The 15,256-nt window shown below is 37.7% G+C and carries 14 protein-coding genes; 1 reads left to right on the top strand and 13 read right to left on the bottom strand.

Annotation, left to right across the window (positions count from 1 at the left end; translation table 11 throughout):
* Positions 1-12: 12 nt before the first annotated feature.
* From srlA to NSQ59_RS06430, 3 genes are all read right to left on the bottom strand, one after another.
* Positions 13-543: a PTS glucitol/sorbitol transporter subunit IIC gene (srlA, locus tag NSQ59_RS06440; protein ID WP_055738661.1), complete on the bottom strand. Its 531-nt coding sequence runs from the start codon at positions 541-543 to the stop codon at positions 13-15.
* Between the two features lie 15 nt (positions 544-558).
* A complete protein-coding gene (locus NSQ59_RS06435; RefSeq protein ID WP_205603387.1) occupies positions 559-987 on the bottom strand; it encodes a transcriptional regulator GutM in 429 nt (142 codons plus the stop codon).
* A 413-nt stretch (positions 988-1,400) separates the two neighbouring features.
* Positions 1,401-1,757: a hypothetical protein gene (locus NSQ59_RS06430; RefSeq protein WP_321198524.1), complete on the bottom strand. Its 357-nt coding sequence runs from the start codon at positions 1,755-1,757 to the stop codon at positions 1,401-1,403.
* A gap of 243 nt (positions 1,758-2,000) precedes the next feature.
* Between NSQ59_RS06430 and NSQ59_RS06425 the strand changes: the two genes are divergently transcribed.
* Positions 2,001-2,678: a hypothetical protein gene (locus tag NSQ59_RS06425; RefSeq protein ID WP_340830214.1), complete on the top strand. Its 678-nt coding sequence runs from the start codon at positions 2,001-2,003 to the stop codon at positions 2,676-2,678.
* Positions 2,679-3,001: 323 nt separating this feature from the next.
* On the opposite strand, the gene NSQ59_RS06420 is transcribed toward NSQ59_RS06425, so the two are convergent.
* The 10 genes from NSQ59_RS06420 to NSQ59_RS06380 all read right to left on the bottom strand — a co-directional run bounded on the left by NSQ59_RS06420 (position 3,002) and on the right by NSQ59_RS06380 (position 15,251).
* Positions 3,002-4,642 carry a thiamine pyrophosphate-binding protein gene (locus NSQ59_RS06420; RefSeq protein WP_340830212.1) on the bottom strand — a complete coding sequence of 547 codons (1,641 nt, stop codon included), beginning with the start codon at positions 4,640-4,642 and terminating at the stop codon, positions 3,002-3,004.
* 90 nt (positions 4,643-4,732) lie between these two features.
* On the bottom strand, positions 4,733-7,537 hold the full coding sequence (locus NSQ59_RS06415) for a sensor domain-containing phosphodiesterase (protein ID WP_340830209.1): 2,805 nt from the start codon (positions 7,535-7,537) through the stop codon (positions 4,733-4,735).
* A 316-nt stretch (positions 7,538-7,853) separates the two neighbouring features.
* Positions 7,854-8,270 carry a MarR family winged helix-turn-helix transcriptional regulator gene (locus tag NSQ59_RS06410; RefSeq protein ID WP_126648215.1) on the bottom strand — a complete coding sequence of 139 codons (417 nt, stop codon included), beginning with the start codon at positions 8,268-8,270 and terminating at the stop codon, positions 7,854-7,856.
* An 85-nt stretch (positions 8,271-8,355) separates the two neighbouring features.
* Positions 8,356-9,087: an SDR family NAD(P)-dependent oxidoreductase gene (locus tag NSQ59_RS06405; protein ID WP_055738656.1), complete on the bottom strand. Its 732-nt coding sequence runs from the start codon at positions 9,085-9,087 to the stop codon at positions 8,356-8,358.
* Between the two features lie 152 nt (positions 9,088-9,239).
* Positions 9,240-9,539: a DUF5658 family protein gene (locus NSQ59_RS27900; protein WP_055738655.1), complete on the bottom strand. Its 300-nt coding sequence runs from the start codon at positions 9,537-9,539 to the stop codon at positions 9,240-9,242.
* Between the two features lie 287 nt (positions 9,540-9,826).
* A complete protein-coding gene (locus tag NSQ59_RS06400) occupies positions 9,827-10,906 on the bottom strand; it encodes an AbrB family transcriptional regulator (protein ID WP_340830205.1) in 1,080 nt (359 codons plus the stop codon).
* 57 nt (positions 10,907-10,963) lie between these two features.
* Positions 10,964-12,085, bottom strand: coding sequence for an NAD(P)/FAD-dependent oxidoreductase (locus NSQ59_RS06395; protein ID WP_340830203.1), 1,122 nt, complete (start codon positions 12,083-12,085; stop codon positions 10,964-10,966).
* Between the two features lie 103 nt (positions 12,086-12,188).
* Entirely contained in the window at positions 12,189-13,214 is a 1,026-nt protein-coding gene (locus tag NSQ59_RS06390; RefSeq protein WP_340830201.1) for an asparaginase, read from the bottom strand.
* 178 nt (positions 13,215-13,392) lie between these two features.
* Positions 13,393-14,112 carry a GntR family transcriptional regulator gene (locus NSQ59_RS06385; RefSeq protein ID WP_340830199.1) on the bottom strand — a complete coding sequence of 240 codons (720 nt, stop codon included), beginning with the start codon at positions 14,110-14,112 and terminating at the stop codon, positions 13,393-13,395.
* Positions 14,113-14,438: 326 nt separating this feature from the next.
* Positions 14,439-15,251 (bottom strand): carbohydrate ABC transporter permease, encoded by an 813-nt coding sequence (locus NSQ59_RS06380; protein WP_055741144.1) that lies wholly within the window; start codon positions 15,249-15,251, stop codon positions 14,439-14,441.
* Positions 15,252-15,256: the final 5 nt, after the last annotated feature.

Here is a 15,256-nt window from a genome sequence, read left to right as displayed (position 1 = left end):
TACTCCCCCTCCTTATTCTGACTTCGCTTCCATTCTTTTTGCTATATATTTTGTGATTAATTCCGTAATAATTCCGCGTAATAGAATAACGATAATACCGACAATAAAGTAACGAACTGCTAGTTCCGACATGGAATACCCTGCTTGCTTAATTCCATTTGCTATCCCAAGATATACGAACAATTCACCTGCATTCGCATATGGAAAAAAGGATGTAACCGGGTGAACAAAAGAAACGGCAGAATCATAAAAAGCCGGCTTTTGTTTTTCAGGTAAAAAACGTCCGAATGTATATGCCATTGGGTTCGTTAAAATTAACACGGAAAGAATTGGCATTAAGGTGTAACGAAGCAGCATATATTTGGATGCGAATTGAATGGCCCGGTTTACTCGCTCCTCCCCGATAAATTTCATAATCGCGTAAGTAAATGTTAAAAGTACCACTAATGTAGGAATGATTCCTGTAACAAGACCCATGAATTGCTTGCCGCCTGCATCAAACATTCCGATGAAATGCTCTCCTAACCATTTAATCCAATCCATTCAACATACCCCTTTCTATGAACCTACCGAAATATTTTGTTTTGAAATATTTACAATCGCATTTTCCCCAGCTTTTAAAAGGGCTTTCCCGAAGGCAGGGATTTTCTTCCTCTTATCTTTACCAGGAAAACTTTCATTTACATCATTTAAGATAGTTCCAACATGCTGCCCCTTGTACTGTTCCATTTCTTTAAACTTTGATAAAACGGAAATACCCTTTAACATGTGACATTCGTGAACAATATATTCTTTATCAACAACTAGAATCGCAATGGCCCCTGGTCGGAACTTATTTCGCTCCATACCCGAAAACATGTAAAAACCATCATCCCCCTTGTAACCGCCTACAATTTTATTAATGCTTCTTCGGTAATAACGAATTTGAATAAGTGAAAACGCATATTGCACAACAAGTATCGCACAAGCAATAATAGCGATTTTCATGATGCACACCTCCTTTTTTATTGATCTTTAGAAAGTCAACAAATCTTTTAAGCGCTTTCATTTTCGGTAAATATTTAAATACTTCACTAGAGGAACTGTAACATATGTTACATTTTGTGGAATTTTTCTGTTGATTTTAACATTTGTTAATAACCGTTACATATGTTATAAACATAGAATAATGGAATTCAAGTAGACTGTCAATCATCATTTTAAATTTTTTGAAAATTAATATTGCCGCTGGTATTACCAATGGTGCCTGGCACCGCTCGTGGACAAATGAGTATTTTGTCCACACACAGTGTACAATATTGAAAAAGAGGATTCACATGAGCGAATCCTCTTTTTTAGCCTTATATCATTTTTCAATGAAGTGAAGTAATCTGTTTTTGATTCATTAAGAAATTATATATTTATACAGAAGTATATTCCTTTGTACCTATATTCACATTATCGTCTCCATTCCCCTTCACCTTATCAATCTTATCAATAAACAGTTGAAAGACCTTTTTCTTTTCTTCCAGATCCTTAATGATCTCTTTCAATTGATTGAATTTCTGTTCGAAGGGGCTAAGGTATAATTCACGGATATTTCGGAGAATATCGCCGTTTACGGTGGATTGAAGTACTTGTTTCGTTATGCTGAATTTATATGAATATACCTGCAGCTCCTGTTTTACTTCTTCGTATTCTAAATCAATTTTCAGTAGAAGCTCCCCAATCTCTTCCTTCCATTCTTCTAATGATTTTTTCACATGTTCATCCATCATCTATCTCCCCTTTTCCTAAATGTTTTATGTAGAAAATAGCTAACTTTCATTTTATCAATGGAAGTTTTCAGTTTGATTTCGATAGATTTACATACTGATGTTTGTTTGGTGAAAAAAAATAACAGATTTACACTGAATGATGAGTTATCCGGATTAGATCTGCAAAAAATTATCTATCCGTAAATTACTACCAAATTGTATAATTAATTTATACTACATCATCATGATTGGAGATATCTTTTAATGACAATTCTAAACATGTGCTCCTCTGAATTAATAGAGGAACTTACAAAAGTATTTGGAGTAGAATCGGAAGAAGAGTTAAATACTCAACTAAAATCGTTGTCAAAGATTGAAGCAATGGATAAGTGGGTGAATTCATTTGCTGGAAACCTTGATAGTGAAGGAATTTGCAAAATAATAAATCTGCTTTTCGGTTTTGATTTAAAAACTAAGACAGTCTCATCTACAAGCAGTTCTGTTAGCTCGTTATCGGTAATCAATTCATACATGGAAGCGCATGAATTTAACGTTACTGGGGCAGATATCCGCAAAATGATCAATGAGATGTTTGGAATCAATTTGGACGCAATTGCTTCTTTGGAAAAAGCTCGGATATCGTTGTTTTCAAAAAATCAATGGATGGTACGTCATGAGCAAGATTTATTTGTTGTCCATACTGGAGATAATGATGTTGATGCGTGGGTGTATCCAACGGAATATTTTAAGGAGCACACAGGAAAAATAGAGCTTCCGGAAGAACTCCAACAGGATTTAATTCAATTGGGATACACTTTTAACGATAAAGTAGGAGGCTACTATTATAGCAATCCGACTGGAAAAGCAGTCCCTGATGCTTTTAAGGGGCAAACAATGGGTGCAATTATAAAAGTTATTCAGAAATCCTATCTTTCATTATAAGAAAAGCGCAAGCGCCTTGCTCATCGGCGTACGGATTTCGTAGTCGCAGGCTCGAGATAAAGGAAACACAGTGAGGTAGTTCACGAACAAGTGAAAATCGCATTCCCATTTTCAACTGATGTTGACTTATCGTAGGGAGGAGACGGAGAAATCCGCTAGCCGATATCTGCTTACGCTAGACAAGATTAAACTTGTTAAATTATTTAGATGTTGAAAAATTTTATATTTTCTTATCCCTTAAAAGTAGGGTGAGCGAGGCTTTTTCTCCCCACTCACCCGTTTTTTTAACTTACTTGGCCAATTCAGCCCGTCCCTATATGCTTCTATTTCCCAAATGAAGATAGAAATTTCACACGATCTCCCATTGGCGGAATATTATTATCCACTAATGCAATCTCTAAAACAGCCGGTCCATTTCCCTCCATTAAGGATTGAATGACATCTTCCTTTAAATCCGCCAATTCATTCACACGATAACTTGGAATATTCATGGCAGCAGCCATCGCGGCAATATTGATGCCTTCTTGTTCAAAGGATGGATGTGTGCGCTGAAATTGCAGGGCATGTCCATGGTAGACCATTCCTAAGCGCGCATTGTTCATGACAACAAATAAGATTGGTAAATTGTATTCTTTCGCAGTTAATATTTCCATTCCATGCATGAAGAAACAGCCATCACCAGTTATACACACGACTGGGCGCTCCGGTTCGGCAAGTTTAGAACCGATAGCAGAACCAATTCCGCTTCCCATTGCCCCGAAATGTACATTGATATTATAAGAATCAGAATCCAGCACTTTCATGTATTGAATAACATAGGACATAAATTCGCCGATATCAACTGTATATCGGGTAGATGCAGGCATAAACTTTTGGAGATTAAACAAGACATTTTTCGTGTTATATTCATTTTTATCCCCAGTTATTTCTTTATTCTTCTTAACAATCTCCATACTTGATTTATGAATCCCCAGTTCCCTTAATTCCTCTATTAAAAAGGCAAGACTTAAATTGATATCTCCCAACACGGGAATATCAATCTTATATTTTCGATTAAATACGGTTTCATCAAAATCCATTTGAACGGTAAAGCGATTTTTCGTAATATTACCGTTATAATTATTGGTTGCTGTTTCTCCTAAGCTTGAACCAACAATCAATAAAGCCTGTCCATCCCCTTCATTTATTAATTGGGACGCTGATTCATGACCGGCAAAACCAAAAACTCCGGCAAAAAGTGGATGATTCTCCCTGACATAACCTTTTGCTTGAGGTGTAACCATCACTGGCCATTGCAGAATTTCCGCCAGTTCCAAAAGCTGGTCTACAGAATTTCGAACCCCTTGGCCGGCTAAGATATAACCATTTTTCCTTTTTACTAATTGAGCTGCTGCTTCCTTAATAATTTCTAGTTTCGGAACAATCGGTTTTCTTTTCGGAGGAACTGGAATAGTTTGTAATTCTACTTCTTCGTGTTGAATATCAATCGGCATAGCAATATGAACAGGACCTGGTACTCCAGATACCGCAATTTCAACAGCTTTTACAATTTCCTTAAGCAAATCCTTGGATTGGTCCACTCTAGTGCTATATTTGGTGACTGGACGAAAGATTGGTTCGGCATCTAATTCTTGTGAAGCATTTAACCCAATTGTGTTCACGGGAACGGCACCGGTTAAAAATAATACAGGTAAATGTTCCCGCATCGCATTTGCTGCACCAGTTACAAGGTTTGTTCCTCCAGGACCGCTGCATCCAACACATACACTCAATTGATTTGTATATTTTGCATACGCTGCTGCCATATAGGAGGCAGCCCCTTCATGCTTCGTTACGATAGGGGTAATTTCCGGTATTTCGGTAAGCTCATCGAATATTGCATTAACAGAGCCTGCCGGAATCCCAAAAATATGTTTCACCCCTGCCCCTTTTAAAAATTCAAGTACTGCACGTGCTGCTTTCATCAAATATCCCACCTATTCTTTTTATATTTGGCTATTGTTTAATAGACGTATTCGCAACAAAAACCATAATGACCGTCACAATAATATTGATCAAAGCTTTATATGATAACTGCTATTTTTCAAGAAGGTGCTTGCAATATCTTCTGGCAGCATAGGACGGCTGAAGAAATATCCTTGCATCAAATAGCAGTTTCTGGCGGTAAGAAATTCTGCATGCTCCTTTGTTTCAACACCTTCAGCAATAACATTTAAATTCAAGTTTTGCGCCAAGGTAATAATGGTATTCGTTATCGCTGCATTGTCATTATCCCATGTCATATCTTGGATAAAGGATTTATCAATTTTTAATGTATTAATAGGCAAGTCCTTCAAATACCCTAAGGAAGAATAGCCGGTGCCAAAATCATCAATGGCAATATTAATTCCGATTTCCTTTAATTGTTTGATGGTTTCTACCGTCTTTTCGGTATTTTTCACTATATGGTTTTCCGTAAGTTCTAAATGTAAAAATTCCGGTGACAGACCGACGTCCTCTAACGTATTTTTAATCATTTCGAATAAATTATTTTGTTCAAACTGACGAACCGATAAATTAACCGACATACTAATATCCGCAGCTCCTTGCTCCTGCCATTTTTTCAATTGGCTGCATGCCTCTTTCAGAACCCATTCCCCAATAGGAATGATTAGGCCTGTATCCTCTGCAATCGGGATAAATTTATCCGGCGGTATCAATCCTTTTACAGGGTGATTCCATCTCAGTAATGCTTCTACCCCTACGATTTTTTTGGTCAGATAGTTGATTTGAGGCTGGTAGTAAACAACAAGCTCTTCTTGATCCAATGCTTTATATAGTGCACTTTCAAGTTCGACATTTTCAAATGTTCTTGAATTCATGCCAGTACTATAAAAATGATAGCTATTTCCGGAAATTTCTTTTGCCTTGTACATTGCTGTATCTGCATTTTTGATAAGTATTTCAGCTGTTTCTCCGTTTTCCGGGAACAGGCTTATTCCTATACTCGTCTTCATATAAACTTCATTATTCTTAAGCGAAAAAGGCTTCGAAAAAGAATCAATAACCGGATTTACCACTTTCATGACATCATTTTTTCCTTTTATATTAGGTAAAAAGATAGTAAATTCATCTCCACCTTGGCGTGACACCGTTGCACTTTTTGGTATACAAGCGCTTAGCCGTTTGGCAACTTCCCGCAATAAAACATCCCCGTAGCTATGCCCCATCGTATCGTTAATGTACTTAAACCGGTCTAAATCAAGATACAGAACCGCTGCTTTTTCATTATGTATTCCGGCATACGTTAACCCTTGATTAAGCCTGTCGTTTAATAGAACCCTATTTGGTAAATCTGTGACAATATCAAAGTAGGCATGATAGCGAATTTTTTCCTCCATCTGCTTTCTTTCCGTAATATCCTTGAACGTCACAACATATCCAACGGTTTCTTCCCCTTCTTTAATAGAAGCTATGATGTATTCAACCGGAAAGGTGGATTGGTCTTTTCGAATAAACGTTTCATCCGTATAGTAATGGTCTTTCTTGGAACTTGAATCAAACGGCATTCTATTAGAAGCTTTTCTATTAAAAATAATCTTGGACGGCTTTCCAATAAGCTCGCCTTTTTTATGATAGCCAAGCAAAGATTCACCTGCAGGATTACAGAAGGTAATGTTTCCCTCTAAATCTAAGCCAAATATACCTTCACCAGCTGAATGCAGGATTAACTCATTTTCGCGGCTAAGCTGCTGCAGCTCCATTACTACTCTATTTAGTTCCTTGTTTTTTTCGGTAATCTCCATCGTTCTTTCTTCTATAATAACCTCTTGTTTTTCTATATACAGGAGGTTTGATAATGTGGAGGCAGTTGCGTCCACAATGGATTGCGCCATCCTAATTGCAGCTTCTGGATAAATACGTCCCTTTTCCTCTAAATTAACAACGGCAATAGCACCTAATACCTCTCCCATGGAAACCATCGGGAGCATAAATAGCCCTTTCATTCCGAACTCTCTGCAAAGATCATGATTCGGCCTATCATCCGCAAATACATCTGGAATAAGAAGGGCCTTCTTGGTTCTGATTACTTCCTGAAATACCGGGTCATTATTTTGATCGATTTTGATCTTACTATGCGCCATCATCCAGTCTTCTTGGGTCCAGTCACTATCCTTGCTTAATTTTGCTGGTTTCATTCTTTTCTCGGCAATTGGATCTAGTATGTGAACACCAATATTATAATTATTAAGGACCCTTCCGACATAGGAGAAGCATTTATCCAGCGCTTCCTGCAAAGAGGAACACATCGATAAGTCCCGCGTTACATCAAGCAACAGCTGTTTCTCTGCAATCAAATTTTCCTTAAACGTTATATTGTTTGCATTTTGGATGGCAACAGCCGCCATATTTACATATGCCTCAACCGTTTGAATCTCTGACTCTGTTAAGTTCATTGGGATGCCATAGTCAAATAAAAAAACAAGGCCATATAATTCATTTTCATACGAAATCGGAAGTCCTAATAATGATTTGATTTGAAAGCCTTCAACTGCCAGCGGATTCGGCCTATTATCCACTGATGTATCTGGAATGTAGATTGTTTTTTTGGTTTCAATGACTTCCTTTGCGAGTAAATCCTTTTCCAAATCAATGACATGCATGTCGAGTGTCATTCCGTTTATCACTTCCGGTTTCCCAATATACCCTCTGAATGTTCCCTCCTCCTCAGGCAAATAAATACCGACAGAATCACATTGAACAATTTCTTCGGATATGGCGGTGACCACATGCTCCAGCACTTGACGCAATTCGAGCTTTGTATTGATCAGCTTTGTTAAATTCGCGAGGCGAGAATACCTGGTCTGTTCCTTTAACATTTACTCGTACTCCATTCCTATAGCAAAATCAAAAATAGTTATATTCAAAAAAAATCCACCTAATATATACTAGAAGCCAGATTTGTTAACAAAAAATATTCTTATCTAATATTTCGACAAAAACTACCATAATTTTAACACTTATTTACTATCTTTTTACATCATTTTTGTAGTATTGATGTGGTGTCAGGCACTACTCGTGGACATTCTGGGATTTTGTTCGTGTGCAGTGTACAGTGACAAAAAAAAGAAGGCCGTTGCTGCCCTCTTTCCCTTTAATAGTAATCTCTGTTTTTTGGTTAGTTTTAACTAATCCTCAACCATTTAATTTACTATAAATATTCAACAATTGATTAAGCTCTTCTATATCTAGCTTTTCAAATAGCTGCATACGTAATTGCAGCCCTTTTTCTTGAGCGGAAGATAAGATGTCGCAGCCATCGTCTGTAATTTTAAGATATAATGCTCGTCTATCCACTTCATCCCTTTCCCGAACCACAAGCCCCTTTTTAATCAGTTTTTCTGAAAGGTGGGTTAATGTCGGCGGTGTTAGACCTAAGCCTTTCGCGATGTCGGAAGGTCGGCTTCGGCCATTTTTATGTAAATGACTTAGCACCAGAATATGTGATATTCCAAGGTTTTCATGAAACATTTGATTCCATTGAATAATCATGTTATTCGTGATTTGTTCCATTTTATGAATAAGCTCAAAAATGGTTTGATTCTGATCCATGCTTTTCCTACTTTCTAATTATCTTTGTATTATAGTAACATAAAAAAGAAAATCCCCTTATCAAGAAGGGGAAATTTCACGATTATTACTGTGCAGAAAATCCGCCATCAATGACTAGCTCTGCCCCAGTGATAAAGGATGCTTCGTCGGATGCCAGGAATAATGCCGCATTTGCAACATCCTCAGGCTTTCCAATTCGTTTAAGCGGAATACCTGCTTCTAATTGCTTAAGTAATTCTTTAGATTCTTGCAGTGCCTGAGTCATAGGTGTTTCGATAATTCCTGGAAACAAAGTATTTACTCGAATTCCATAAGAACCAAAGTGCACGGCTGCTGCTTTTGAAAAAGCACGGACGGCACCTTTTGAAGCTGTGTAAGGGTTTAAGCCCTGACCTATTTGTGCTGTATAAGAGGAAATGTTCACAATAGATCCACTCCCCTGTTCCTTCATATATGGAAATACATGCTTCAAGCCAAGGAATGGTCCAAAACCATTAATAGTCATCATTTTATTCCAATCATCAAATGTCGTCTCCTCTAAAGGCTTTTCGGAAGAAATCCCTGCATTATTGACTAAGATATCCATTTTTCCGAAACGTTCTTTTACTTCTTTTAACAAATTAGACCAATCTTCTTCGGAGGATACATTCAGCTTCATTCCCGTCACTTTTGGCAGTTTGCTAACCTTTTCAAGGCCCAGTTCATTGATGTCTGCTGCAATGACTTGCGCACCTTCTTGGCTAAAAAGCTGCACCATGCGTTCTCCCATACCAGAAGCTCCACCAGTAATAATTGCTACCTTGTTTGCTAATCTCATATACATTCCTCATTTCTGGAAATTCATTTAGATATCTAATTATTTCACATCTAAATAATAGCAAGATTAAAGTAAGATAGCAATTTTTCTGATTGCCGGAAATATTATTTAGAATTGTCCACGAGTAGTGTCAGACACACTCCCAGCAAAAACTATAAAAAATAACTATATAACCAATAACCATGGAGCAGAAATACAAAAGTGTACAGGATCGTTGCAAAAACAGTTATTTTTTTTAGTATTCCCGATCTTAATAGTCTATTTTTTGTACAAAACAACATTAATAGAATGGAAAGAGTAATTTTTAAGCACAGAAATAAAACGGGATTAGTATCATAAAGGCTATTCATGAGAGGATTTGATTCTGTGATGTATGAAAAATGCAAACCAAAGAAAGTCAATAATGCATCCATTAAGTTAAGGAATGCTAAATAGAATAATAGTGTTCTCATATTAATCCCCTCTTCGATGTTCATTATTAAGAACGAACGAAATAAAAAATTTTTGTTGAATCCCTAATATAATTGCTATTTATTACTCCCTTTATACTAAAATTAATATGTGAATAACCTCAAAATTTGTCTGTAGTAAAAATATTTTTAATAAAGGGGCATAAAACTCAACATTGATAGGCAATTGTGATGCGTAAAATGGCTGCAGACATAGAAAAAAAACATGATAATAGCAAGAATTGCGTTCTCATGTTTTTTTTGGATTATTCCTTTAATCGATTAGTTTCTTAATTATATTGTTTTCTTTTCCGATAATGCCGCTTAAAGTACCATTTCAATAAGGGCGGCACAATAAAGAAGATAAAAAAGATCCGAAATAACTGGTACCCGGTCACGATGGAAAGATCCGCATGGACGGCATGTGCGATAATTCCCATTTGATCCATGCCTCCTGGCGCAACACTTAAAAAGGAAGTTATATTGGTGACATGATGAAGGGTGACTAATAGAAAAGACAGCCCGAATGAAGTCAAGATTAAAATAAATCCGCTAATCAGTGAAAACGTTATGATCTTTCCTTTATTTTTTAATTGGTCTGGTTTCATTAAAAGTCCGATATATCCCCCCATTAGAAATTGCGAAAGATTCGTAAGGGTTGCCGGCAAGCTGGGACCATGCACAACCCCTAGATTAATAATTGCAGTACCAATAATAGGACCAAGCAAGTAAGGAGTTGGCAGCTTTGCCTTTTTTCCTAGCAAAGCAAAAACAACACTTCCTACAGCGAAAATGATAATAGCGGGGAATAGATTGCTCCATTCGGCGGAAATTTTACTGCTTACAGCATACAAATCCCCAACTGCAAACAAAGGACTAGTAATCAGCAAAGGCACGATAAAAATAATCATCATTAACCGTGTCACTTGTAAAAACGTCACAACCGTTAAATCTAGGCCTTTGATTTCCTCCCCAAGTGTAATCATCTGTGACAAGCCTCCAGGGATGCTCCCTGTTAAAATAGTAGGATATTCAACTCCAGTCAGCTTTGAAATCAAAATAGCAAATAGTGCACTAATAGCTATCGTTAATACCGTCATCAACAACATAGATGGAAGCTGGTGCACGATTTGAATGAGGGCTGGTTTCGTAAAAGAAAGCCCAATGGTATAACCAACGATAATCAATCCGCTATTCCTTAATTGAACTGGCCAGTATAGCTTCATCTTCCCGATTCGAGCAGCTAGGAAAACAGCCACCATTGGGCCAAGCAGCCATGGAATCGGCATATGAATGAGAAGAAAAACTGCTCCGCCAATGAAAGAAATGACGAATGTGACAAGGAATGGAATCCACTTATTTTTTTCCATACTAAAACCTTCTTAATACAATTTTTTCACCAAATTACTCTACCAAAAAGGACGAAACTATTCTACTGGTAAAGCAAACCTTAATGGTGCATACGGAGTAATATCCAATTCAACTTCTTCCCCCATTGCTAATCGTGCTGCCAAAGATCCTAAATATGGTCCCATCGTTAAGCCGGAAGCCCCGAGTCCATTCGCAATGATTAAACCTTGAATGGATGGAACAGGCCCTAACAAAGGTAAAATATCAGGTCCAGCTGGCCTGAACCCAATTCTTACTTCATGCATAGTACTGCCAGCGAGTCCGGGTGCTACTTTCAATGCTTCATCCAATACTTCTTGTAAACCGGCTGCCGTGACCCGATAATCAAATCCGGCCCCTGTTTCCCTAGTCGCACCTACTACTACCCTCGAATCATCGAACGAAACAAGATAATGGCTGCTTTGTGGAAGAATGACCGGCCAATTGGAAGTATCTTGCTCCGGTACTTGTAGGTGAACAATTTGCCCGCGCTGTGGCTCTACCTTTAAATCTATTCCATGCGGAGCTAATAATTCCCGTGCCCATGCCCCGGCAGCAACCACTACTGCATCTTCCGCTATAAATTCTTCATTTATTCGCACACCTGTGACACTACTATTTACCATTTCCAAACTTGCTTTTCCTGTATAAAAGGTTGCCCCATGCTTTTCGGCTCCTCTTTTCAAAGCATCCCTTAACAATCTGCCGTCTACTCTCGCTGCTCCTTCCACATAAACGGCTTTTAATCCTTCTTTTAATGGCGGGAATAATTTACGGGCTTCTTCTGCTGATAAACGACGTATTTCTCCTACCTCTGGAATTTCCGCTCGGCATTTAGTTCCTCTTTGCTCGACATAATCCAGTTTTTCGTCATCCTCACTAACAGCCAGCGCACCTACCAATCGATACCCTAAATTGGTTTCACCATCTTCTTTTAGCTGTTCAACTAAGGAAGGATAATAGCATGCTCCTGCTTTCGCAAGTCGAAACCAATCCTCATCCTCCGAGCTGGTAACCCAAGGACAAACGATTCCGGCTCCTGCAGCTGTTGCCTGTCCTTCATGAAATTGGTCGACGACGATCACTTCTGCCCCTTTTTTGGATAAGTGGTATGCGGTGCTTGCCCCTGCAATTCCTGCGCCAATAACGATTACTTTCATAATGGTTCCATCCTTTCTTCTTTTAATTTATTCCTAATTGTTTAATAGGAAGAATTATGTTGCAAAAAATGCAAAGAAATGTTCTTTGCATTTTTCTGTGAACCTATTGAATATGTTTTTTTGCAGTCTCTAATTGAAAAATAGGTGATAATTGCCCAATCGTTTCTTGACGGCAATTTTTCAACTGTGGATAATGATAACCTTTCAGTTGCTCCAGCTGCTCATCCGTTAATAGATTCAATTGTTTTAATACCTCAACTGCTACAGGCTCCGTGCCTCTGCCATTTCCGTCCTCTACTTTAATCGCGATTCCGATACCAGTTTCTACATCCCCGATACAATAAACTGCTTCTGCCCCAGCCTTTCCAAATGCCCGTCCATTCGCAACTCTCATAAAATCAGTGCAAAAACGATTCGTTCCGCCAACCATTTCCGGTGCATTCATCATTGCTTGGGCGATTCTTTTAACAGCGGTTGTTCTTTCATTGCTTAGTCCTGTTGGATTTGCCATCCGGGCATAGCAATACGCTAATTTATTAAGAGGCATCCCATGAACAGGAACTCCACAGCCATCGATGCCGATTTCTATTTTTTCCTTTGGAAACTCTGCTAAACTACTAATGGCTTCTAAAATTCTTTGTTGAACAGGATGATCCAGCTTATAGTAATCGTCGACCGTTTCATTCATATGTTGAGCGGTTGTCAACATTCCGCTATGTTTTCCAGAACAGTTGTTGAATAAGGCTGTAACCGGCTTTCCATCTCTAATGAGTTCTTGGTAAACCTCTTCCCACCTTGGATTATGGGTACCGCATTGCAAATCTTTTACATCCAGTCCAATCCTACTTAGAATAGACAGTACCCGATTCGTATGCTGCTTTTCAGCATTATGTGATGCACAGCACAATGCAATATCTGCATCGTCAAAATGGTAAAAATCTGCCGCTCCCGTTTCGATCAACGGAATAGCCTGAACCGGCTTCATGGACGAACGAGCATATACCATTTGTTGCGGATTTCCTGCCTGATAAAGAAGATTGCCGTCTGAATCAACAACAGCAATATGTCCCTTATGTACGCTTTCTAGCATTTTCCCTCTGTGAACATGTACAAGTTGTGCGGCTTCCATGTCATCATCCCCATTTGTAAATTATTTAGCTATTCGAAATAACAATAAAACATGTTCATCCTAAATACAAGGTTATTTTTATATAATTTTGATTTTTCTCTTATTGATAATAAATAATTGGAAATGTTATTTTCTTATAACTATTTTTCATTGCAAAAAAAAAGAAGCAGATTTCACTCTACTTCAACTCGACAGAATAGGTAAATTTATCTCCTCTTGCAATGGAAATGGTGTATTCAATAACCGAATTACCTTCATAAGTCACTCGTCTGATTAATAGACTAGGTTCTTTCGTATCTATATTTAATTTTGCTGCCTCCTCTTTTGTTGCCATAACCGCTTTAAAGCTTTCATTTGCTTTTGTTATGACTACATTATATTTTTCACGAAATAAGTTATACATTGGGATATTTTCAAGGTCTTCCTTCCTTAGATTCGGAAACCTTGCAAAGGGAAGATAGGAAGTTTCGTACATCATCGGCTCATCATCAGCAAGGCGCAGCCTGATAATTTTATACACATGATCTTCAACAGGAATATTTAAGACCTTTGCAGCTTTAGCATCGCAAGGTACTAATTGAAAATCAACAACGACAGAGGATGGTATTTTCCCTACCATTTTCATCTCTTCTGTAAAACTATAAAATTTCACAAGACTTTGATTAATCACTTTTGGAGCTACAAAACTTCCTTTTCCATGTTCTTTATAAATGAATCCTTCCTTTTCTAATTCCTGCATTGTTTGGCGAACAGTTGTCCGACTTACTTGATAGATTTCACATAACTCCCGCTCGGAAGGAAGGCGGTCGTTTTCCTTCAGTTCACCACGCTCAATTTTTCCTTGAATTATATCCATCAGTTGGTAATATAGGGGCAGACGATTATCTTTTTCAATCATACTTTTCTCCTTTAAAAATCCTATCATTATCCATATTGTACGAAAAAATCAAAAAAATCTCACCCCAATATGCTCAACTTTAACCAACTTCTTTTGTTTCCATAGTCAGCTGCTCAACATATTCGGCAAAGTTCACCGATTTCCCAGTTAATCTCGATCGTCTCTTGCGGATTCAGTGACATAGGTTTTTTTTAAAAACCTTTATGATAGGTTGATCATTTCTCGATCAGGTGAACAGATTCATATGGTAGCACATAGCTTTTCTTTATCCAACAAGTCTTCCCGTGATTATTCGATGAAGAGCTACAAACTTTTCCCCTTTTCTATTACTTGCCTCCCGTGATGGCAATTCCTTCAATAAATCTCTTTTGTAAGAACATAAATAATATAAGCATCGGCAAAATAGCTAAAAATGAACCTGCCATTAAAATTGGATAATTGGTGACATATTGTCCTTGTAAGGATGAAAGCCCTACAGAAAGTGTCATCTTTTCCGAGGAACTGTTTACAATAAGTGGCCACATTAACTCATTCCATGACCATAAAGCTGTAAATATTCCAAGTGCAATCAGACCTGGTTTCGCAAGAGGCAGCATAATCTTCCAGTAAATTTGAAAATGATTACAACCATCAAGTCTGGCCGCTTCCTCCAATTCTTTTGGCAATCCCATAAAAAACTGACGAAGTAAAAACGTTCCAAAGGCACTAAAGAGACCCGGGACAATGACTGCCTGCAACGTATTTAACCAATTCAACTTCACCATAATCATATATTGAGGCAGTAAAAATACTTGGCTTGGGACCATCAAAACAGATAAAACAAGGATAAAAAGAACATTTCTACCCGGAAAAGAAATACGAGCAAACGCATAAGCTGCAATGGAACATAGAAATAATTGTCCAATAGTTCGAATCACAGTAACAATAAATGTATTAAGCATAAACTTAAAAAATGGCAGTAAATCAAAAACCTCTTTATAGTTGTGCCATTGAAACACTTTTGGGAAAATCTTAGGCGGAACTTGAACGGATTCTGCATATGTCTTCAATGAAGTCAAAATCATCCATATAAATGGAATGACCATTATGACTGCACCTATGATTAAAACAAGATGTATCCAAAGATGTTTACCTTTCATCGTTT

The organism is Margalitia sp. FSL K6-0131 (assembly GCF_038008735.1).
In the GTDB taxonomy this organism is placed as follows: domain Bacteria; phylum Bacillota; class Bacilli; order Bacillales; family Bacillaceae_C; genus Margalitia; species Margalitia shackletonii.
Note: the sequence above shows the minus strand (reverse complement) of the source record. Positions and strands in the feature narration are given on the sequence as shown.

Excerpts from the sequence above, each read along its gene's own strand:
- NSQ59_RS27900 (WP_055738655.1), bottom strand. The coding sequence starts at position 9,539 with ATGAGAACACTATTATTCTATTTAGCATTCCTTAACTTAATGGATGCA.
- srlA (WP_055738661.1), bottom strand. The coding sequence starts at position 543 with ATGGATTGGATTAAATGGTTAGGAGAGCATTTCATCGGAATGTTTGAT.
- NSQ59_RS06430 (WP_321198524.1), bottom strand. The coding sequence starts at position 1,757 with ATGATGGATGAACATGTGAAAAAATCATTAGAAGAATGGAAGGAAGAG.
- NSQ59_RS06405 (WP_055738656.1), bottom strand. The coding sequence starts at position 9,087 with ATGAGATTAGCAAACAAGGTAGCAATTATTACTGGTGGAGCTTCTGGT.
- NSQ59_RS06390 (WP_340830201.1), bottom strand. The coding sequence starts at position 13,214 with ATGGAAGCCGCACAACTTGTACATGTTCACAGAGGGAAAATGCTAGAA.
- NSQ59_RS06395 (WP_340830203.1), bottom strand. The coding sequence starts at position 12,085 with ATGAAAGTAATCGTTATTGGCGCAGGAATTGCAGGGGCAAGCACCGCA.
- NSQ59_RS06425 (WP_340830214.1), top strand. The coding sequence starts at position 2,001 with ATGACAATTCTAAACATGTGCTCCTCTGAATTAATAGAGGAACTTACA.
- NSQ59_RS06435 (WP_205603387.1), bottom strand. The coding sequence starts at position 987 with ATGAAAATCGCTATTATTGCTTGTGCGATACTTGTTGTGCAATATGCG.
- NSQ59_RS06415 (WP_340830209.1), bottom strand. The coding sequence starts at position 7,537 with ATGTTAAAGGAACAGACCAGGTATTCTCGCCTCGCGAATTTAACAAAG.
- NSQ59_RS06400 (WP_340830205.1), bottom strand. The coding sequence starts at position 10,906 with ATGGAAAAAAATAAGTGGATTCCATTCCTTGTCACATTCGTCATTTCT.
- NSQ59_RS06385 (WP_340830199.1), bottom strand. The coding sequence starts at position 14,112 with ATGATTGAAAAAGATAATCGTCTGCCCCTATATTACCAACTGATGGAT.
- NSQ59_RS06420 (WP_340830212.1), bottom strand. The coding sequence starts at position 4,642 with ATGAAAGCAGCACGTGCAGTACTTGAATTTTTAAAAGGGGCAGGGGTG.
- NSQ59_RS06410 (WP_126648215.1), bottom strand. The coding sequence starts at position 8,270 with ATGGATCAGAATCAAACCATTTTTGAGCTTATTCATAAAATGGAACAA.
- NSQ59_RS06380 (WP_055741144.1), bottom strand. The coding sequence starts at position 15,251 with ATGAAAGGTAAACATCTTTGGATACATCTTGTTTTAATCATAGGTGCA.